Source organism: Pseudomonas sp. B20 (assembly GCF_020515755.1).
Taxonomy (GTDB): Bacteria; Pseudomonadota; Gammaproteobacteria; order Pseudomonadales; family Pseudomonadaceae; genus Aquipseudomonas; species Aquipseudomonas syringae.
In genome coordinates, this window is the sequence record NZ_JAHPJG010000001.1 from 450,527 (window position 1) to 470,877 (window position 20,351).

Annotated in this window: 19 protein-coding genes; 8 read left to right on the top strand and 11 right to left on the bottom strand. The window is 61.0% G+C overall.

The window, feature by feature from the left end:
* Positions 1–36: 36 nt before the first annotated feature.
* Complete coding sequence (locus LIX91_RS01960) at positions 37–195, bottom strand: DUF3309 family protein (protein ID WP_002552554.1); 159 nt, start codon at positions 193–195, stop codon at positions 37–39.
* 315 nt (positions 196–510) lie between these two features.
* On the opposite strand from LIX91_RS01960, the gene LIX91_RS01965 reads away from it, so the two are divergent.
* From LIX91_RS01965 to csrA, 4 genes are all read left to right on the top strand, one after another.
* Positions 511–888: a DUF2784 domain-containing protein gene (locus LIX91_RS01965; protein ID WP_226487944.1), complete on the top strand. Its 378-nt coding sequence runs from the start codon at positions 511–513 to the stop codon at positions 886–888.
* Positions 889–990: 102 nt separating this feature from the next.
* Complete coding sequence (locus LIX91_RS01970) at positions 991–1,806, top strand: SDR family oxidoreductase (RefSeq protein WP_226487901.1); 816 nt, start codon at positions 991–993, stop codon at positions 1,804–1,806.
* Between the two features lie 270 nt (positions 1,807–2,076).
* Complete coding sequence (locus tag LIX91_RS01975; protein ID WP_003393231.1) at positions 2,077–2,409, top strand: YnfA family protein; 333 nt, start codon at positions 2,077–2,079, stop codon at positions 2,407–2,409.
* Between the two features lie 170 nt (positions 2,410–2,579).
* Entirely contained in the window at positions 2,580–2,774 is a 195-nt protein-coding gene (gene csrA, locus LIX91_RS01980; RefSeq protein WP_003402536.1) for a carbon storage regulator CsrA, read from the top strand.
* A gap of 58 nt (positions 2,775–2,832) precedes the next feature.
* Here csrA and LIX91_RS01985 read toward each other — a convergent pair whose 3' ends face one another.
* The 4 genes from LIX91_RS01985 to LIX91_RS02000 form a co-directional block, all read right to left on the bottom strand.
* Entirely contained in the window at positions 2,833–3,060 is a 228-nt protein-coding gene (locus tag LIX91_RS01985) for a YheU family protein (protein ID WP_003314533.1), read from the bottom strand.
* 67 nt (positions 3,061–3,127) lie between these two features.
* Complete coding sequence (locus LIX91_RS01990) at positions 3,128–4,324, bottom strand: osmoprotectant NAGGN system M42 family peptidase (protein ID WP_003412697.1); 1,197 nt, start codon at positions 4,322–4,324, stop codon at positions 3,128–3,130.
* Between the two features lie 79 nt (positions 4,325–4,403).
* Positions 4,404–6,152 carry an N-acetylglutaminylglutamine synthetase gene (gene ngg, locus LIX91_RS01995; protein WP_003412693.1) on the bottom strand — a complete coding sequence of 583 codons (1,749 nt, stop codon included), beginning with the start codon at positions 6,150–6,152 and terminating at the stop codon, positions 4,404–4,406.
* A 3-nt stretch (positions 6,153–6,155) separates the two neighbouring features.
* A complete protein-coding gene (locus LIX91_RS02000; RefSeq protein ID WP_003402540.1) occupies positions 6,156–7,928 on the bottom strand; it encodes an N-acetylglutaminylglutamine amidotransferase in 1,773 nt (590 codons plus the stop codon).
* 284 nt (positions 7,929–8,212) lie between these two features.
* Between LIX91_RS02000 and LIX91_RS02005 the strand changes: the two genes are divergently transcribed.
* Both LIX91_RS02005 and LIX91_RS02010 read left to right on the top strand, forming a co-directional pair.
* On the top strand, positions 8,213–8,395 hold the full coding sequence (locus LIX91_RS02005; RefSeq protein WP_032699336.1) for a type II toxin-antitoxin system HicA family toxin: 183 nt from the start codon (positions 8,213–8,215) through the stop codon (positions 8,393–8,395).
* Positions 8,396–8,431: 36 nt separating this feature from the next.
* Positions 8,432–8,836 (top strand): type II toxin-antitoxin system HicB family antitoxin, encoded by a 405-nt coding sequence (locus tag LIX91_RS02010; RefSeq protein WP_025990771.1) that lies wholly within the window; start codon positions 8,432–8,434, stop codon positions 8,834–8,836.
* A 16-nt stretch (positions 8,837–8,852) separates the two neighbouring features.
* On the opposite strand, the gene LIX91_RS02015 is transcribed toward LIX91_RS02010, so the two are convergent.
* From LIX91_RS02015 to mnmC, 4 genes are all read right to left on the bottom strand, one after another.
* Complete coding sequence (locus LIX91_RS02015; protein ID WP_226487902.1) at positions 8,853–9,932, bottom strand: lipocalin-like domain-containing protein; 1,080 nt, start codon at positions 9,930–9,932, stop codon at positions 8,853–8,855.
* Positions 9,922–12,402: an ABC transporter permease gene (locus tag LIX91_RS02020; RefSeq protein WP_226487903.1), complete on the bottom strand. Its 2,481-nt coding sequence runs from the start codon at positions 12,400–12,402 to the stop codon at positions 9,922–9,924. The genes LIX91_RS02015 and LIX91_RS02020 overlap by 11 nt, the downstream gene beginning before the upstream one ends.
* Complete coding sequence (locus tag LIX91_RS02025) at positions 12,402–13,070, bottom strand: ABC transporter ATP-binding protein (protein WP_003418247.1); 669 nt, start codon at positions 13,068–13,070, stop codon at positions 12,402–12,404. The genes LIX91_RS02020 and LIX91_RS02025 overlap by 1 nt, the downstream gene beginning before the upstream one ends.
* A 170-nt stretch (positions 13,071–13,240) precedes the next feature.
* A complete protein-coding gene (mnmC, locus tag LIX91_RS02030; protein ID WP_226487904.1) occupies positions 13,241–15,265 on the bottom strand; it encodes a bifunctional tRNA (5-methylaminomethyl-2-thiouridine)(34)-methyltransferase MnmD/FAD-dependent 5-carboxymethylaminomethyl-2-thiouridine(34) oxidoreductase MnmC in 2,025 nt (674 codons plus the stop codon).
* Positions 15,266–15,413: 148 nt separating this feature from the next.
* On the opposite strand from mnmC, the gene pap reads away from it, so the two are divergent.
* Positions 15,414–16,910 carry a polyphosphate:AMP phosphotransferase gene (gene pap, locus LIX91_RS02035; RefSeq protein WP_003418245.1) on the top strand — a complete coding sequence of 499 codons (1,497 nt, stop codon included), beginning with the start codon at positions 15,414–15,416 and terminating at the stop codon, positions 16,908–16,910.
* Positions 16,911–16,948: 38 nt separating this feature from the next.
* On the opposite strand, the gene LIX91_RS02040 is transcribed toward pap, so the two are convergent.
* Both LIX91_RS02040 and LIX91_RS02045 read right to left on the bottom strand, forming a co-directional pair.
* Positions 16,949–17,362 (bottom strand): YbaN family protein, encoded by a 414-nt coding sequence (locus LIX91_RS02040; protein ID WP_046271468.1) that lies wholly within the window; start codon positions 17,360–17,362, stop codon positions 16,949–16,951.
* Positions 17,363–17,372: 10 nt separating this feature from the next.
* Positions 17,373–17,960: a YecA family protein gene (locus LIX91_RS02045; protein ID WP_003314545.1), complete on the bottom strand. Its 588-nt coding sequence runs from the start codon at positions 17,958–17,960 to the stop codon at positions 17,373–17,375.
* 177 nt (positions 17,961–18,137) lie between these two features.
* Here LIX91_RS02045 and recQ point away from each other — a divergent pair, with 177 nt between their 5' ends.
* Positions 18,138–20,267, top strand: a complete 2,130-nt coding sequence (gene recQ, locus LIX91_RS02050) for a DNA helicase RecQ (protein ID WP_032699329.1) — start codon at positions 18,138–18,140, stop codon at positions 20,265–20,267.
* Positions 20,268–20,351: the final 84 nt, after the last annotated feature.

The window sequence follows — 20,351 nt, forward strand, 5'->3', positions numbered from 1 at the left end:
TTATTGGCTACATGCGCTGCTGCGTGGAGCAGCAGGTCATATCTTGCCGAGCAACACCAGAATCAGCAGGATCACCAGGATCGTACCGATGATGCCCGACGGACCGTAGCCCCAGCTGCGCGAGTGCGGGAATACTGGCAAACCGCCAACTAGCAGCAGAATCAGAACGATGATAAGAATAGTGCCGATGCCCATGGTGAGTTCCCTCTTTACATTAGTGTTAATTAACAGATGCAGTTGAAACGTCATGCCAGACGGTATGAAGTAGCCTGCTTGACTCATCCGACTCTGGGCGTTGGAGAAAGGTTCGATCTATTTTAAATAATTTATTACCTATTTGAAAATCATTTAAAATCAGGGGCTTGTCGTATTTTTTTCTGACAATAACTCGGTCTTTTTTGACCTGATGCAGTTGAATCGGTCTTAAAAACAATTGAACTAAAGACCCTGAAAAGTCTCTGTGCGACGCGAACTTTCTACCTGAGGCATGGCCCGCAAGAGGACACAATGATGGTTTATCGAGTGGCGGCGGATGCCGTGGTCGTGTTTCATCTACTGTTCATTGTGTTCGTCCTGTTCGGCGGACTGCTGGTATTGAGAAGGCCCTGGGTGGCGCTGCTGCACGTTCCAGCGGCGGCCTGGGGGACTGCGGTCGAGTTTCTGCACCTGTATTGCCCGCTGACATCGCTGGAAAACACCCTGCGCAGCAACGCTGGAGGGCAGGGCTATACCGGGGGCTTCGTTGAGCATTATCTGATCCCGCTGATTTATCCGGCCGGGCTTACGCCGGGCATACAGCTTTGGCTGGGCGGCATCGTCGTGCTGCTCAATGTGTCGGTGTATGGCCTGTTGCTGCTCCGTTATGTGGCCCGAGCCAAGCGTTCATAAGGCTGCGGTTTGCTCCAGGCATTCAGCGTCTTGATGGTGGGTTTGTGGTGCTTCTAGTGTGATTACACTCAGGCAACTCCTGCACATCACAAGGCACTCGCTATGCAAAACCGCATCATGATTACTGGCGCCGGCTCAGGTCTGGGTCGTGAAATTGCACTGCGCTGGGCACGCGAAGGGTGGCGGCTGGCACTCTCGGACATCAATGATGCCGGCTTGCAGGAGACCCTTGCGCTGGTACGCGAGGCGGGTGGTGACGGCTTCGTGCAGCGTTGCGACGTTCGCGATTACAGCCAGCTCACCGCGTTCGCCCAGGCGTGTGAACAGCGCTTTGGCGGCATCGACGTGATCGTCAACAATGCGGGGGTGGCTTCCGGGGGCTTCTTCAACGAGTTGTCGCTGGAGGACTGGGACTGGCAGATCGCGATCAACCTGATGGGGGTGGTCAAGGGCTGCAAGGCGTTCCTGCCGATGCTTTTGGCCAGCAAGGGCCGGATCATCAACATCGCCTCGATGGCAGCGCTGATGCAAGCCCCGGCGATGAGCAATTACAACGTCGCCAAGGCCGGGGTCGTCGCGCTTTCCGAGAGCCTGCTGGTCGAGTTGCATGACCAGGGGGTTGGTGTTCATGTGGTCTGCCCGTCGTTCTTTCAGACCAACCTGCTGGATTCCTTCCGCGGCCCCACGCCCGCCATGAAAGCGCAGATCGGCAGGTTGCTGGAGAAGTCGCCGATCACCGCGCGGGATATCGCCGACTACATCTTCAGGCAGGTGGGCGAAGGCGAATTCATGATCCTGCCTCACGAAGAAGGCCGCATGGCCTGGGAAATGAAACGCAAGCAGCCACAGGCGATGTATGACGAAATGACCGTCATGTGCGCCAAGATGCGCGCCAAGGCGCAGAAGGGGCATGCCTGACCAACCCGGACGCTCTGCGTCCTCTTTGCGACGCAGGGCGTCGAGAACTGCATTCCCACGCTGGAGCGTGAGGAACGATAATCGCAACTCTCTGCGTCGGTCTGCGCAGACAACTCATTATCGTGCGACGCTCTGCGTCGCATGCCGTTCCGGACGCTCTGCGTCCTCTTGTGTGGCACGGCGTTGCGTGTTCAAGGTTATCAAGGTCATGACTGCACTGTTTTCTGATAGGGTTGCGCGCATCTTGCAGCCCTGTCCCGAGAACCTTTCATGCTCAATTACCTGTGGTTCTTCCTTGCCGCTCTGTTCGAGATATTCGGTTGCTATGCCTTCTGGCTGTGGTTACGCCAGGGCAAGAGCGCGCTATGGGTGATTCCTGCGCTTGTCAGCCTGACGGTGTTTGCTCTGTTGCTGACACGTGTGGAGGCGGCTTATGCGGGCCGAGCCTATGCGGCGTATGGCGGGATCTACATTGTCGCGTCGATTGCCTGGCTGGGGCTGGTCGAGCGGGTCAGGCCCCTGGGCACGGACTGGCTGGGTCTGGCTTTCTGCGTCATCGGTGCGACCATCATTCTGCTCGGGCCGCGTTGGTCCGCCGCTTGATTAACCACAGTCGCGAACGACATTTCCCACGGATTTCGCCGGAAAGTAAGACGTTTCCTTCAGTCTTTTCCGATGCTGTTGCAGGACGTTACTGATTTGCCATCAGCGCATTGAAGCGCCGTGTCTCGCCATGCACCCTGCCTCTTTTGCGCAACGCAAGGGTGGGAAAAATGCTGGTACTGACGCGGGAAATTGGCGAAACGTTTTCCATCGGTGATGACATCACCGTGCAGATCCTGGGGATCAACGGCAATCAGGTCAGGCTCGGGATCAATGCCCCGAAAGACGTCAAGGTCCATCGCGCCGAAGTTTACAAGCGAATCGCCAGAACGCTTGCGCAACAGGCAACAACGCCGCTTCGGTGAGCGGCGTTGTCGGCAGGCTATGTTGCAGGTGAATGACCTGACTCAGGCCCTGTAAGGGCTACTCGAAAAACTCCTTCGGCACGTCGTGCTTGAGCATCAGCTGACACTGCTGGCTCTCAAGGTCGAAAAAGATCACCGCCTGGCCCTTGGTCAACGCATGACGCACGCGCAATACCCGGGTTTGCAGCGGTGTTTCGTCGCCATTATCGGTGCCCTCACGGGTGACGAAATCCTCGATCAGGCGAGTGAGGGTGTCAGGTTCCAGTTGGTCGTAGGGGATCAGCATGGCGGTTCTCGTGTCGATGAGCGGCGATGATAGAACTGCGGTGCCACGCACCGCAATTCACAGGGCCTCAACTCTCTTCGCGATTCTGCCCGATCAGGCTGTCGACCGGTGGCACACGGGTATCGGATTCCATCTGCGCATCGTGCTCGATCTGATGGCTGAAGCGCTCCAGCGAGCTCTGCGCAGGCTTGGCATCGCTGGCGAATACCGGTGGGCTGAGCATGTAGGCACCCAGCAACTTGCTCAGCGCTGCCAGACTGTCGATATGCGTGCGCTCGTAGCCATGCGTCGCGTCACAGCCGAAGGCCAGCAGGGCGGTGCGGATGTCATGCCCCGAGGTCACCGCCGAGTGCGCATCACTGTAGTAATAGCGGAACAGGTCACGACGCACCGGCAGCTCGTTGTCCACACCCAGCCGCAGCAGATGGCGGGACAGGTGGTAGTCGTAAGGACCGCCCGAGTCCTGCATCGCCACGCTGACAGCGTGCTCGCTGGAGTGTTGACCCGGCGCAACCGGTGCAATGTCGATGCCGACGAACTCGCTCACGTCCCAAGGCAGCACACCGGCTGCGCCCGTACCGGTTTCTTCGGTAATGGTGAACAGCGGGTGGCAGTCGATCAACGGCTCGGCACCGCTGTCGACAATGGATTTCAGGGCAGCGAGCAGTGCTGCCACGCCGGCCTTGTCATCCAGGTGACGGGCGCTGATGTGTCCGCTCTCGGTGAACTCCGGTAGCGGGTCGAAAGCCACGAAGTCACCGATGCCGATGCCCAGTGATTCGCAGTCGGCGCGGGTGGTGCAATAGGCATCCAGGCGCAGCTCGACGTGGTCCCAACTGATCGGCATTTCGTCCACGGCGGTGTTGAACGCGTGACCGGAAGCCATCAGTGGCAGAACGCTGCCACGGATCACGCCGGTGTCGGTGAACACGCTGACCCGGCTGCCTTCGGCAAAGCGGCTCGACCAGCAGCCGACCGCAGCCAGCGCCAGGCGGCCATTGTCTTTGACTTCCCGAACACTGGCACCGATGGTGTCCAGATGCGCCGATACGGCCCGGTCAGGGCTGTTCTGCTTGCCCTTCAGCGTGGCGCGGATAGTGCCGCGGCGGGTCAGTTCGAACGGGATACCGAGCTCTTCGAGACGCTCGGCCACGTAACGCACAATGGTGTCGGTGAAGCCGGTAGGGCTTGGGATCGCGAGCATTTCCAACAGAACTTTCTGCAGGTATTTCAGATCCGGATCGGGGATATTTGCAGGGGTCATGGATGCTCCTTATGGAACAGTTGCAAGCCACGGGCTGCAAAGGCTGATGCGCCGTTTGCAGCCGTGCCCGCAGCTGCGATCAGATATGCACAGGCAGGCTGTGCGGAAACAACAGATCGACGAAACGTTCGGCGGTGGGTTGTGGTTCGTGATTGGCAAGCCCTACGCGTTCATTGGCTTCGATGAACACGTATTCAGGCTGATCGGCGGCCGGCACCATCAGGTCCAGGCCGACGACCGGGATGTCCAGCGCCCGCGCGGCACGCACTGCGGCGTCGCTGAGCACCGGGTGCAGAATGGCCGTGACATCTTCCAGGCAGCCGCCGGTGTGCAGGTTGGCAGCACGGCGCACGGCCAGGCGCTGATCCATCGGCAGAATATCGGCGTAGTCAAAACCGGCCTCGCGCACTGTGCGCTCGGTTTCCTGATCCATCGGAATACGGCTTTCGCCATCCGTTGCTGCGGCGCGGCGTCGGCTTTGGGCTTCGATCAACTGTTTGATGGTGTGGCGGCCGTCACCGATGATTTCAGCCGGACGGCGTATCGCCGCAGCCACGACCTGAAAGCCGATCACCACGATGCGCAAGTCCAGGCCTTCATGAAAGCTTTCCAGAATCACGCGAGTGTCGAACTGGCGGGCCTGCTCGATGGCGCTCTGTACGTCGTCGATGGTGCGCAGGTCAACCGCGACGCCCTGGCCTTGTTCACCGTCCAGCGGCTTGACCACGATTTGCCCGTGCGCTTCGAGAAACGCCAGATTGTCGTCTGCGTTGCCCGCCCTTTGCTGTGCGGGCAGGCGCAGGCCGGCGGCCTTCAGGGCACGATGGGTCAGGCTCTTGTCCTGACACAGGGTCATGCTCACCGCGCTGGTCAGATCGCTCAACGACTCGCGGCAGCGGATGCGACGACCGCCGTAGCTGAGGGTGAACAGCCCGGCATCCGCATCATCCACCTGCACATCAATGCCGCGCCGATGGGCTTCCTCGACAATGATCCGCGCATACGGATTGAAGTCCGCCTGCGGGCCAGGGCCGAGAAACAATGACTCGTTAATACCGTTCTTGCGCTTGATGGCGAAGGTCGGCAGGTTGCGGAAGTTCAATTTGGCGTACAGCGCCTTGGCCTGATCGTTGTCATGCAGCACCGACAGATCAAGGTAGCTCAGGCCGCGACTCATGAAGTGCTCGATCAGATGCCGAACCAGCACTTCGCCGACACCCGGCCGCGTGCATTGCGGGTCGACGGCCAGGCACCAGAGGCTGCTGCCTTTTTCCGGGTCATTGAAGGCCTTCTGATGATTGAGGCCCATGACGCTGCCGATGATCGTTTTGCTGCCTTCGTCCTCGGCGACCCAATACACCGGGCCACCTTCGTGGCGCGGGGTCAGCAGCTCTGGATCGATGGGCAACATGCCGCGCGCCAGATACAGGTTGTTGATGGCCTGCCAGTCGTTCTCATTGTGCGCGCGGCGGATGCGGTAACCGCGAAACACACGCTGCGCCGGGCGGTAATCGCTGAACCACAGACGCAGCGTGTCCGACGGGTCGAGAAACAACTGCTGCGGCGATTGCGCCAACACCTGTTGCGGCGCTGCAACATACAGGGCGATGTCGCGCTCGCCGGGTTTTTCGTTGAGCAGGTCCTGAGCCAGCGCGGCCGGATCAGGGTAGGTGTGACCGATCAGCAAACGTCCCCAGCCACAGTGCAGCGCCAGAGGGTCTGCATCTATCTGGCTACCGTCTTCAGCGAGTCGTGCCTGCAGACGTTCGTACGAGGGCGACTGGCCGCGCAACAGGCGCTGGCTATAAGTCGTCGCGTTCTGTTTCATCGATCACAGTCCCTGTTCGCTGAGCCAAAGGTTCAGCGCTGCCAATTGCCACAGCTTGGAGCCGCGCAATGGCGTGAGCTGGCCCTCGGGATTGGTCAGCAGCTTGTCGACCATGGCAGGATTGAACAGGCCGCGGTCCTGACTGGAGTCGGTCAGCAACTCGCGCACCCAGTTAAGCGTGTCGCCCTGCAAGTGTTTGAGGCCAGGCACCGGGAAGTAGCCTTTCTTGCGGTCGATCACTTCCGAAGGAATGACCATACGCGCGGCTTCTTTCAGCACCTGTTTGCCACCGTCCGGCAGCTTGAATTTACCCGGGATGCGAGCCGACAGTTCGACCAGACGATAGTCAAGGAACGGCGTGCGCGCTTCCAGGCCCCAGGCCATGGTCATGTTGTCGACACGCTTGACCGGGTCATCGACCAGCATCACGGTGCTGTCCAGACGCAAGGCCTTGTCGACGGCAGCGCTGGCGCCTGGCTGGGCAAAGTGATCACGAACGAAATCACCGGCGGCGTCATTGGCAGTGCGCCACTTCGGCTGCACGGTCTCGGCGTATTCGGCGTAGCTGCGGTCCACGAATGCATCGCGGTAAGCCGCCACCGGGTCGCTCGCGCCGTCGACTTGCGGGTACCAGTGGTAACCGGCGAACAGCTCATCGGCGCCCTGGCCGCTCTGTACCACCTTGCAGTGTTTCGACACTTCACGTGACAGCAGGTAGAAGGCGATGCAGTCGTGGCTGACCATCGGTTCGCTCATGGCGCGGAACGCTGCAGGCAACTGCTCGATGATCTCGCGTTCCTGAATACGCAACTGGTGATGGCGCGTGCCGTAGTGCTTGGCGATCAGATCGGAATACTGGAATTCGTCGCCACGCTCGCCACCGGCGTCCTGGAAGCCGATAGAGAAGGTCGACAGGTCCTCGACACCCACTTCACGCAACAAGCCCACCAGCATGCTCGAGTCGACGCCGCCGGACAGCAGCACACCGACGTCCACTGCAGCACGCTGACGGATCGCTACCGCTTCACGCGTGCTGTCCAGTACGCGGTCGCGCCAGTCTTCGAGGGTGAGGTTTTTCTCGTCTTCGTGTGGGCCGTAGGGCAGGGTCCACCAGACTTTCTGTTCAACCTTGCCGCTGGCGTCGATACGCATCCAGCTGGCTGGCGGAAGTTTTTCGACGCCGGCCAGCAAGGTGCGCGGCGCAGGCACCACAGCATGGAAGTTGAGGTAATGGTTGAGCGCCACCGGATCAAGCATCCCGCTGATGTCACCACCCTTGAGCAGGGCAGGCAGCGAGGACGCGAAGCGCAGGCGCTTGTCGGTTTTCGACAGGTACAACGGCTTGACGCCGAGGCGGTCACGGGCGATGAACAGCTGCTTGCTGTCACGTTCCCAGATGGCAAAGGCGAACATGCCATTGAGCTTGGGCAGCATGTCTGCGCCCCAGGCGTGATAGCCCTTGAGCAACACTTCGGTGTCACCGCCGGAATGGAACTGATAGCCAAGGCTTTCCAACTCGGCACGCAATTCAGGGAAGTTGTAGATCGCGCCGTTGAAGGCCAGGGACAGGCCCAGATTGCTGTCGATCATCGGCTGCGCCGAGCCATCCGACAGGTCCATGATCTTCAGGCGACGATGACCAAGGGCAACCGGCCCCTGGCTGTGAAACCCCCACGCATCCGGGCCGCGAGGCGCCAGCTCATGGGTAATGCGTTCAACAGCGGCTAGGTCCGCTGGTTGATGGTCGAAACGTAATTCACCTGCTAATCCGCACATAAGTCCTTACCGGGTTTCCGTTGGGGAGGTGACTGAGAAAGTGCAGTCACCCAGAAACTGACCCAGTGAGGGCATGGTAGTTTTAGATCAAAAAGTTATAAGCGTTTGTTTTCAGCTGGTTGGGCTGCATTGGCTTGCGGGTTTTTCGAGCAAAGCAAACACGAGCTCGCCTTCACGAAATAAGTTGTGAAGGAATAAAAAAGATAACTCTGGGTACCTTTTTTGTATTTTTTTAACATGCGCCCAGAGTTATATTTTTGGCGTCGAATGACACGGAGGTGGGGGTGCAGAGCAGGCAATTGATAAAGGAGCTTGAAGCAGATGGATGGGTTCTGGATCGTGTTTCTGGCAGTCACCCTATGTTCAAGCATCCTGAAAAGCTTCAAACAGTCCCCATGCCGCATCCCAAGAAAGATTTGCCATTCGGAACGGTGCGGGCCATCAAAAAGCTTGCCGGGCTGGTTTAGTCCAGTTTTGCCCTGGCACCCTGTTGGAGAAAGAAAATGAAATACCCAATGTGCATAGAATGGGGAAACGACACCACTGCGTTTGGTATCCAGATTCCCGATATTCCCGGTGCCGTAACAGCTGGCGATACGTTCGAGGAAGCCCACGCTGCGGCGGTTGAGATTGCTCATATCATGCTGCAGGAGATAGCAGCCAGCGGTGGAACCATACCCAAGGCCGGAAACGTTGCCGAGCACGCCAGGAATCCCGATTTCGCAGGGATGGGCTGGGGCATGATCGAGATTGATGTAACGCCTTATCTCGGCAAGACGGAGAAGGTCAACGTTACACTGCCTGGTTTCGTGATCAGGCAGATCGATCGCTATGTGCGGGATCACAGCATCAAGAGCCGCTCGACCTTTCTGGCCGACGCGGCGCTGGAAAAACTGGGTCGAGCATGACTGCCAATCGCAGCGCTCAATACCCGGTCATCTCCAGATACCCCACGCCTTCCTGGCTCCCGCTGAACTTCACCGGCCCCTCCCAGTAGGGAATACTCACGCCCATCCAGGCGGCCGGGTTCAGCGCGTTGGTGGTGATGTCCAGGTTTCGGTCGGGGACCCTGACTCTCCAGCGGGTGGGCACTTTATGCTCGCCGATCGAGGTTTCTTTCAATGGCTCAAGGCTGATCTCGTTGGCGTGCAGCATCCGGGTGGTGCCGTCGGCGCTGATCCAGTTACCGGTCAGGTAGGGGGCACCGTTCTTGTGGCGGATGCGATAGAGCATCAGGCGATCGCCGTCTGCCAGTTGCAGGGAGAACCAGTCCCAGCCGCTCTGGTTGGCGGTCAGTGGCTGGCTGCTCCATTCCCGGTCCAGCCACGCTTTACCGGTGACCTGATGTGTTTTGCCCTCAATGACCACGCTGCCTTTGGCGTCGAAGAAGGGCTGGCTGTAGTAGTACGACGCCTGGCCCGCCTCCGATTTCTGGCTGTAGCCCTGTTCGCCCTGCAGCACCAGCGGTTTACTGGATGTCAGGTTCAGGTCGTAGCTAAAGTCTTTGCCGCTGGCCTTCAGTTGCATGGCAGTCAGTGGATCACCACTGCGGACATTGCTGGTAAAGGCCCAGTCATCGATCCACGCCGAGAAGGGGGCCAGCGTCACGTCGGCCTGACCGATGCCGCCGCGCGCATAACGCTCCGCCACATAATGACCGCTGCTTGAAGTCGCCGCCGCATGGCCGAGCCAGATCGTGCCGTCATTCCAGCCGCTGCCGGTGTGTTGGCCGGGGCGCAGGGCATTGCGAAACAACGTCCACTGCACGCCGAACTGCTGGCTTGCGTCATCCTTGAGGGTGGCGGTGATGTACCACCACTCGATACGAAAGCCGGGGTGCTGGCCGTGGTCCTGCGGGAATGAAAAGACCTTGCCCGGCGTCACCTGCGCGTAACTGTCGGCGGTATTGCCCAGTCCGGCGAATCCGCTTTCAGGTTGTGGTTTGTCGTCGCAGGCAGCGAGCAGCCCGACGACAAGCAGCGGCATCAGCCATTTACTGTTCATTGGCGAATGTCCTGAGTAGATCCGCTGGACGGCTGCGGTACAGCTTCAGCAGCGGCCAGGCCGAGGCCAGCAAGGTCGCCAGCATCGCCAGCGCCATCAATTGCAGCAGTTGCAGCGGGAACACCTGCAGCGGCAGGCGCCAGCCAAAGGCGCGAACGTTGATCACCGCATCCAGGCACCAGGCCAGCAGCAGCCCGAGTGGCAGCGCGAGCACCAGTGTCAGGACCGCCAGCAGCCAGGTCTGCCCCAGGTTGAGCAGCATCAGTTGCCGTCGCGTGACGCCCAGCGCCCATAACGGGGCGAGCTGCCCGAGGCGGCTCTGGCTTTGAGTCAGCAGGCTGATGAACAGCGCCACGCCAGCAACGCCCAGTGTCAGGCTGTTGAGGGCGGCAGTCGCGGCAAACGTACGTTCAAAGACCTGGCTCGACCAACCCTTGAGCTGGCTCTGATCGATGATGTGACTATCGTCCAGCTTGAAACGCGCTTGCAGCCGGGTGACCAGCGACGGGATTGCCGCCTGATCCACCCTCAGGTTGAAACGCACCGGCACCGATTGCGGCCAGTGGGCGAGCAGGTGCCGGGCATTGACCAGCAGATGACCCTTGGGATTGCCATAGTCGGCATAGATCCCGACGATGCGCGGGGTCCATTTGCCAGTGGGCACCGGGATGTTCAGCGTATCTTCCAGCCCCAGTTGCAGGCGGCGTGCCAATTGTTCGCTGAGCATGACCGTGTCTTCATCGCGCAAAACATTCCACGGATCACCAGCGACGGACTCCAGCAACGCCCAGTGCTGGCGATAGGTGCTGTGATCGATCACACCAAACAGGTCCGCAGGCCAGCCCTGGACTTGCACCGGCACCTGCCAGTTGGGCAGCACGGCGCTGACATCCTGTTGCTGGTTCAGCCAGGTGTTAAGCGGCCCGGCCTGCTCGGGGTTCTGCGGGCTGACATACAGTTCAGCGGTCAGACGTTGCTCCAGCCAACTGTTGAATGTCTGGCGAAAACCAGACGTCATGCTGCCTGCGCCGATGTTCGCGGCCATCGCCAGCAACAGGGCCATCAGCGCCAGGCTCAGGGCGGGTAACTGTTGACGGCAGTCTGCCAGAAACCATTGCCCGAGCACCGAGCGGCTGCGCTTCAACAGACCGCCAAGCATGGCGTCCAGCAAAACCGGCAGGGCCAGCGCGGCGCTGAGCAGCAGGGCGGACATCATCACAAACCCCAGCATCAGACTGGTGCCGAACAACAGCGCGCTCACGGCAACCACCGCGCCCAGCACCGCCACCCACGCCTGGCGCTGCAACCACCGCGCATGGGCTTGCTGCCATGCCTGGGCATCGGCCAGTGCCAGCAACGGCAGGCGCGCAGCCCGCAACAGGCTGTTGGCACCGGCCAGCAACGCGCCAAGCAGACTCAGGCCGATACCGCTCAGCCACCACCACAGACTGAGGTTCAACTGGCCGGCGACTTCCGCGCCGTACAAGCCGCGCAGGCTGGCCGCGACATCCGGCAATAACAGGCTGGCCAGCAGATAGCCGCTGACCACGCCAAAAATACCGCCCAACAGCGCCAGTGCCCCAAGTTCTACGCCCAGCGCAGCGATCAACAGACGTGCGCTGACGCCACAGGCACGCAGGTTGCGCAGCAGGCCACGGCGCTGTTCAAGGGCCAGGCCAATGGCGGCGTGGACAATGAACAGGCCGACGATGAAGGACAGTACCCCGAGTGCGTTGAGGTTCAGATGGAAGCTTTCGGTGAGGCGCTCCAGATTGTTTTCTTCGCCGCTTTTCTTGATCACCAGCAGGTCATTCAGGGCTGCCGGTAGCACGGGGTTCTGCCGGGCAAAATCCTTGGCCAGCAAGAGTGCGGACAACTGCCCTGGCTGGCCCAGCAGCGGTTGCGCAAAGCCTATGTCCGTCAGCAAAACACCGGGCGCCATGTCGGGTTTGGCGTGCAAGGGGGGCAGCGCGACGCCGGTTTCGGTCAGCGGCTGCTGGCCTTCCTCAAGCCCCAGCGCTTGCAGGGTCTGCGGCGCAATCCAGGTCATGCCCGGCGGTGTGAGAAAGTCCACGACCTGTTCGGTATTCAACGTCTGCCCGGCCAGTGCCGAGCCGGGCGGCAAGGTCACCGGCTCGATACCCATCAGTTGCAGGCGACGGTCTTCACGCCCTTGAAGCACGATACGACCTTGCAGCATGGGCGATACGGGCCAGCCTTCGCGGCGCAACTCGATGAACAATGCCTGCGGGAACAGCCCGCCGCTGCTGGCAGTGATACGGGTCTGCGGCTCGCCGCCAATCAGCTGGCTGGCACGCTGGTAGCTTTCCCGCGCCTGGCTATTGAGCGCCTGCACGCCGGTGAGCAGCGCGGTGGCCAGCCACAAGCCGGTCAGCACACTGAAAAACTGCACCGGATGACGGCGCCAATGGCTCAGCAGGGCGCGCAGCGCCCAATAGAAAACCCGCATCAGCGTTCGCCTTCGTCAGCCAGACGCCCCAGATGCAGCACCACCTTGCGCGACAGCCGCTGCGCGACGCGCGGGCTGTGGGTGACCATCAGCAGACTGGTAGGGCTGTCGGCGAGGATATCCAGCAGCAGTTGCAGCACCTCGTCGCTGGTGGCTTCGTCGAGATTGCCGGTGGGTTCGTCAGCCAGCAGCAGGCCGGGTCGGGAGGCGAGGGCGCGGCCTATCGCTACACGTTGCTGCTGTCCGCCGGAGAGTTGTTCGGGGTAACGGTCCAGCAGCGCGGCCAGGCCCAGGCGCTCGATCAAATGCGCCTGCCAGGCTGCATCAACGCGCCCGGCCAGCCGTGCCTGAAACGCCAGGTTGTCGGCTATTTTCAGGCTGCCGATCAGGTTGAACTGCTGAAACACCAGACCGATCTCGGTACGCCGCCAATTGGCCAGCTGGCTTTCGTTCATCAGGTCCAGACGCTGGCCTGCAACCTCGATGCTGCCATCGTCGACCTGATCCAGGCCCGCCACCAGATGCAGCAAGGTGCTCTTGCCACTGCCGGATTCACCCATCAACGCCAGGCTTTCGCCCTGTGCCAGATGCAGATCGACACCACGCAAGACATCCAGCGGTCCCTGTGCCGTGGTGTAGCGCTTGAATACGTTTCGCACTTGCAGCATGAGCAACCCAATCGTTCTGACAGACGCTCAAGAGTAGCGCCTGAGCGTGCTCGTAGGAAATATCGTGCGACGCTCTGCGTCGTCATGCCGTTCAGGACGCTTTGCGTCTTCTTTGCGACGCAGAGCGTCGAGAACTGCATTCCCACGCTGGAGCGTAGGGAACGATAATCTCAACTGTCGTGCGATGCTCCACGTTGGTCCTGCTTTTCAGGCGACTTCCCGCCGCCCCGAATCAGCCCGCGCAAGGCAAAGCGGTTGGGGTGACACGCCTCGGCGACGCTGCGTGGCAAGGGCAGTGGTTCGTTGTCGAGCCAGGCGGCGATCAGTTCGCCACACAACGGCGCGGTGATCAGCCCGCGCGAACCGTGACCGCTGTTGACGTACAGGCCGTCCAGCCACGGGCAGGCGAGGTCCGGCACCTGACGTGCGTCCTTGCCCAGCGCGGCATAGGCCTGCATGAATGCCTCGCGGTCGGCCAGCGGGCCGACGATGGGCAGGTAGTCCGGGCTGGTGCAGCGAAATGCCGCGCGCCCCTGCAATTGCTCTGGCGACAAATCGGCGGCCTCGAGGCGCGAGGTGAGGTCTTCCGAGATCTCCCGCAACAGCCCCAGATTGTCCAGATGATCGGCCAGGTTCGGCGTCAGATCGGTGCTGTTGAAATCGAAACTGGCGCCCAGCGTATGTTCGCCCAGGCGCGCCGGAGCCACATAACCCTCGGCGCACACCACGCTGCGCAATGCCGCGCTGGCCTGAGTCTGCGGCAAACGGGTGATCTGCCCGCGGATGCGTTTGAGCGGCAAATCGGCGCTCTGCGAAAACTGCTGGATATCAGCTGCCCCGGCCAGCACCACGACCGGAGCGCTGTCGATCAACCGTTCCTCACTCCAGACCTGCCACTGATCATCGACACGTTTCAGCTCCAGTGCTTGTTGATGAGTGATCAGGCTGATATTGGCGTGCGCAGCCTGTGCGTGACACAACGCAGGCGGATGAACCCAGCCACCTTCGGGGTAAAACAGCCCGCCACTTTTCAGCGCAACGCCGCTCTGCGCTTCGGCCGCAGGCTGGTCCAGCAGGTGCAGGAGTGATTCGGGGAAGGCCTCGGCCAGTTGTTTCTGACGCAGCGCTTCTTTGTCGTCGAAGGTCAGTTGCAGCACCCCGCAAGCGTCCCAGTCTACCCCGCGCTGCAAGCGTTCAAGCAGCCTTCGTGTATGGCCGAAACCGCTGAGAATCAACTGTGACAGCGCCGTACCGTGCGCCGACAGTTTCAGGTACAGCACGCCCTGCGGGTTGCCGGATGCTTCCTGCGCTGGTGCGGCGTGGCGCTCCAGCAGGCTGACCTGCCAACCGCGTTGCGCCAGACTCTGAGCCGTAGCGCAGCCGGCCAGCCCCGCGCCAATCACCAGCGCTTTGCGCTCGCCGCCAATCGGTGCGGGGCGGGCGAACCATGGTTTGGCGGCAGGCGGATGCGCCACGTCCTCGGGCCAGGCGATAAACGCGCCACGCAGCACTTCCCATTTGTGGCCGATGCCCGGCACGCGCTTCATCTTGAAACCTGCCGCATTTAGCGAGCGGCGCACCCAGCCGGTACTGGTGAAGGTGCCAATCGTGGTGCTCGATGTGGACAGGCGCGCCAGTTCGGCAAACAGCTCCGGGGTCCACATTTCCGGGTTTTTCGCCGGCGCAAAACCGTCGAGAAACCAGGCGTCCATCTGCCCGTCCAGTTGCGGCAGCATCTGCAGTGCATCGCCGATCAGCAATGTAAGCGTCACGCGGCCGCCCGCGAACACCAGACGCTGAAAGCCTTCATGCACAGCCACATACTGGTCGAGCAACTGACCTGCGAACGGCGACAGCTCGGGCCACAACGCGAGTGCACGCTGCAGGTCGGCGTGGCTCAACGGGTATTTCTCGACGCTGACGAACTGCAGGCGCGCATTAGCGGGCGCGCACTGGTCGAACAACTGCCAGGCACAGAGGAAATTCAGCCCGGTGCCGAAGCCGGTTTCACCAATGATCAACCGGCCGCGGTCCGGCAATTCGGTGAAGCGCCGGCGCAGGTCGTTCTGCACCAGAAACACATGGCGCGTTTCGTCCAGACCGGACTCGGTGGAAAAGTACACGTCGGAAAAATCGCGGGAACGCGGGTTGCCGTGTTCGTCCCATTCGATCTGGGCGTGGCGGGTAATGGTCATGTCGGGCTCAACAAAGGCAGTGGCGGCATTTTAGCCGTCTGCGCAGAGAAAAGTGCTATCAAGGCTGTGCGGATTGACCGATGCCTGCAATCAATGGTCACAATCTCCATCAGGCGTTCTCTGAGCCCACATCAATCAGGAGCTGTGCATGTTTGAATCCGCTGAAATCGGTCATGCCATTGACGATGAGACTTACGAGGCAGCGTTGCCGCAATTGCGCGAGGCGTTGCTCGAAGCGCAGATAGACCTGCACGAGCAGGCTGGTCGCCAGATCATCGTGCTCATCAACGGCATAGAAGGCGCAGGCAAGGGCGAGACCGTCAAGCTGCTCAGCGAATGGATGGACCCGCGCCTGATCGAGGTGCGTACCTTCGATCAGCAGACCGATGAAGAACTCGCTCACCCGCCCGTCTGGCGTTACTGGCGGCAATTGCCGGCCAAGGGCCGCATGGGGATTTTCTTCGGCAACTGGTACAGCCAGATGCTCCAGGACAGGGTTCACGGGCGCTTCAAGGACGCCGTGCTCGATCAGGCCATCAGCGGTGCCGAACGTCTGGAAAAAATGCTCTGCGATGAAGGCGCGCTGATCTTCAAGTTCTGGTTTCACCTGTCCAAAAAACAGATGAAGTTGCGCCTCAAGACCCTCAAGGATGATCCGCTGCACAGCTGGCGCATCAGCCCGCTGGACTGGCAGCAGTCCAAGACCTACGACAAGTTCGTGCGCTTCGGCGAACGGGTCCTGCGTCGCACCAGTCGCGAATACGCCCCGTGGCATGTGATCGAGGGTGTGGACGCCAACTACCGCAGCCTGACCGTCGGCCGCCTGTTGCTGGAAGGTATGCAGGCCGCGCTGAACAAGGCCGAGCCCGAGACTGCGGCGCTGACGGTCGGGCCGCTGGCGATTCACAGTAACGAGCTGACCCTGCTCGACAGCCTCGACCTGAGCCTGAACCTGAGCAAGGACGATTATCAGCAACAGTTGATCACCGAGCAGGCGCGGCTGTCTGGCAACATGCGCGACAAGCGCATGAAAAGCCACGCGCTGCTGGCAGTGTTCGAAGGCAACGATGCGGCAGGCAAGGGCGGTGCGATTCGACGTGTGGCGGCGGCGCTGGACCCGCGGCAATACGCCATCGTGCCGATCGCCGCGCCCACCCAGGACGAGCGTGCGCAACCGTATCTATGGCGTTTCTGGCGGCAGATACCGGCGCGCGGCAAATTCACCATCTTCGATCGCTCGTGGTACGGCCGCGTGCTGGTCGAGCGGGTCGAGGGTTTTTGCAGCGAGTCGGACTGGAAGCGCGCCTACTCGGAAATCAATGACTTCGAAGAGCAGCTCACCGACGCAGGCGTTGTGGTGGTCAAGTTCTGGCTGGCCATCGATCAGCAGACCCAGCTGGAGCGTTTCAAGGAGCGCGAAAAGATCCCGTTCAAGCGCTACAAGATCACCGAGGACGACTGGCGCAACCGCAAGAAATGGCCTGACTACCGCCAGGCAGTCGGCGACATGGTGGATCGCACCAGCACCGAAATCGCGCCGTGGACATTGATCGAGGCCAACGACAAGCGCTGGGCCAGGGTCAAGGTATTGCGCACCCTCAACGAAGCGCTGGAAGCGGCGTTCGCCAGGGACAAGAAGAACTGATGATCTGAGTGTTGCGGTGGCGTCGGTTTTACTCGGCGCTACCTCTTGCAACCGCCCGGCGGGCGCGTCTTCTGCCTGAGGATATAGATCGTCACCAGCACTGCGCTGGTCAGCATGAAGACCCGTGCCCAGGGTGAGGGCACCAGGTAGCACGACAGGCTGATGCTCAGCCACATCAGGCCGATGGCGTAGACCTTGCCCTTGAGCGGGATGCCGTTGCCTTCGAGGTAATCACGAATCCACGGACCGAGTTGCGGGTGGTTGACCAGCCAGTCGTAGAAGCGCGGAGAGCTGCGCGCGAAGCAGGCCGCGGCCAGCAGCAGAAAAGGCGTGGTGGGCAGCACCGGCAGGAAAATACCGACCACGCCCAGTACCACGCTCAGCCAGCCAATCGCTACAAGCAGATAGCGCACCAACTTATGACGGCTGGTGCGCGGTGAGCCTTGCGCCATAGGCGCCGACTCAGTGATGGCGGGGCTTGAGGATCGCCGGCTTTTCGTCCGGTGCCTGGCAGAGCAGGTACAGGGCGGTCAGCGCTTCGGGGATCTGCACGATCATGTCGTCCATCAGGTTGGCGTCCTGAGCGATGTCGGCGAACTCCGGCTGTTCGTCGAACAGGCCCGAACCGACCATGATCGGCAGAAGCATTTCGCTGACTTCTTCCTCGGCACTTTCAAACCAGGCGTTTTCACGCAGGAACACGCCTTCCATGAAGCCGATGCACCAGCCGCGCAGGTCGGAATCATCCGGGTCGTCGCCCAGGTCCAGATCGCACGGTAGCTCGAATTCTTCGTCCGAAGCCAGCTGGCGGGCAATGTGTGCCTTGAGGGCAATCAGCGTCGCTTCGACTTCTGTCTGTTGCGCTTCGCTGGAGTATTGCGGCGGCTCGGAGAACAGCGCGTCGATCCACTCGCGCTCCGGCACCTCTTCGGCGCAGATGGACAAAGCGGTCAGGTAGCCATGCGCGGCCACGTAGTCCAGTGCTTCTTCGTGCAGTTCATCTGCATCGAGGAAGACTTGCAGGCGGGTTAATTGCTCAGCGAAGGACATGGAAGCGCTACCTTGAAAATAAACGATGCTGGATTCTAGGCCCTGAGCGTCCGTGGCGCCAGCGCGCAGGCCAATTGCAGTTAATTTCGACCGCTCATGTCCCAGTCATCCATTGCTCCCGAGTGCTCGGGTATACTCCCCCGTTTTGCAGTGCAGCAGGATATTCCGGGGTTTTTTATGCTTGAGCAGGCACAACGCGTACTTAAAGACATCTTCGGTTACGACAGCTTTCGTGGTCGCCAGGGTGCCATTATTGAGCGTGTAGCCAGCGGTGGCGATGCGCTGGTGCTGATGCCCACCGGTGGCGGCAAGTCCCTGTGTTTTCAGGTACCGGGGCTATTGCGCGACGGGCTGTGCGTGGTCGTGTCGCCACTCATCGCGCTGATGGACGATCAGGTTGCGACGCTGGATGAACTGGGCGTATCGGCCGCTGCACTCAACTCGACCCTCAGTGCCGAGCAGCAGCGCGACCTGGCCAACCGCATCCGTCTGGGCGAAGTCAAAATGCTCTACCTCGCCCCGGAGCGTCTGGTCCAGCCACGCATGCTGTCGTTCCTGCAAAACCTCAAGATCGCCCTGTTTGCCATCGACGAAGCGCACTGCGTGTCGCAATGGGGTCACGACTTCCGCCCTGAATACCTGCAACTGGGACAACTGGCCGAGCTGTTTCCGGATGTACCGCGCATCGCGCTGACCGCCACCGCCGACAAGCGCACCCGCGAAGAAATCGTCACGCGTCTGCACCTGCAGAACGCCGAGCGCTTTCTGTCCAGCTTCGACCGGCCCAACATCTTCTATCGCATCGTGCCCAAGGAACAGCCGCGCAAACAGTTGCTGGCCTTCCTTTCCGAGCGCCGCAGCGACGCCGGTATCGTTTACTGTCTGTCACGCAAGAAGGTCGATGAGGTCGCCGTTTTTCTCAGTGACAACGGCTATCCCGCGCTGCCTTATCACGCGGGTCTGCCGTCCGAAACCCGGGCGGCCAATCAGAAGCGCTTTCTCAACGAGGAAGGGCTGATCATGGTCGCCACCATTGCGTTCGGCATGGGCATCGACAAGCCCAACGTGCGTTTTGTCGCGCACATGGACCTGCCCAAATCGCTTGAGGCTTATTACCAGGAAACCGGCCGGGCAGGGCGTGACGGTCTGCCCGCCGATGCCTGGATGGCCTACGGTTTGCAAGACGTGCTGATGCTCAAGCAGATGCTGCAGAACTCCGAAGGCGACGAGCGTCACAAGCGGCTGGAGCAGCACAAGCTCGATGCGATGCTGGCCCTGTGCGAAGAAACCCGTTGCCGTCGGCAGACCCTGCTGGCCTATTTCGACGAAGACATGCCCAACCCGTGCGGCCATTGCGACAACTGCGTCGATGGCGTGCAGACCTGGGATGCCACCGAACCTGCGCGTCAGGCGCTGTCGGCCATCTACCGTACCGGCCAGCGTTATGGCGTCGGCCATCTGGTCGACGTGCTGCTCGGCAAGTCCAACGACAAGGTAGAGAGCTTCGGTCATCAGCACCTGTCGGTGTTCGGCGTCGGCAAAGCGCGCACCGAGTCCGAGTGGCGCTCGCTGTTCCGCCAACTGGTTGCGCGTGGTCTGGCGGACATCGACCTCGAAGGCTATGGCGGCCTGCGCCTGAGCGACACGTGCCGGCCTTTGCTGCGTGGCGAAGTTTCTCTGGAACTGCGCCAGGACCTCAAGCCACAAACCACGTCGAGAAGCAGCTCCGGCAGCCCGGCCAGTCAACTGGTGCGTGGCGAAGAGCGCGAGCAGTGGGAAGCCCTTCGCGCGCTGCGGCGCAAGCTGGCCGAAGAGCACGGCGTCCCGCCTTACGTTATTTTCCCGGACTCGACCCTGCTGGAAATGCTGCGCAGCAAACCCGGATCGATGGCCGAGATGGCCAAGGTCAGCGGCGTCGGTGCGCGCAAGCTGGAGCGTTATGGCGAAGCCTTTCTCGAAGTGCTCAGCGGCAAGGCCGAGGCACCACGGGTGGTCGCCGATGTGCGTCACGAACTGATCAGTCTGGCGCGGGCGGGCATGACCCCGACGCAGATCGCCGGTCAGTTGCAGTGCTCGGAAAAGAATGTCTACACCCTGCTGGCCGAAGCCATCGGCAAGCAGCAGTTATCCATCGAGCAGGCGCTGGACTTGCCGGAGGACCTGCTGGGTGAGGTGCAGGATGCCTTTCTCGATGGCGAAGGGGAACTGCCGCCAGTGTCGGCGATTGCCGAGCAGTTTGCCGGGCGGGTGCCTGAGGGCGTGCTGTATTGCGTACGTGCAGCGCTGCAATCGGAGTTTGAGGTATAACGGCGTGCGGCGGAGCGTCACCGTCCCGTGCTTGCTTGAACATAAGGACCATGCTTAGCTCGCTAATAATTAGTTTTAATCACG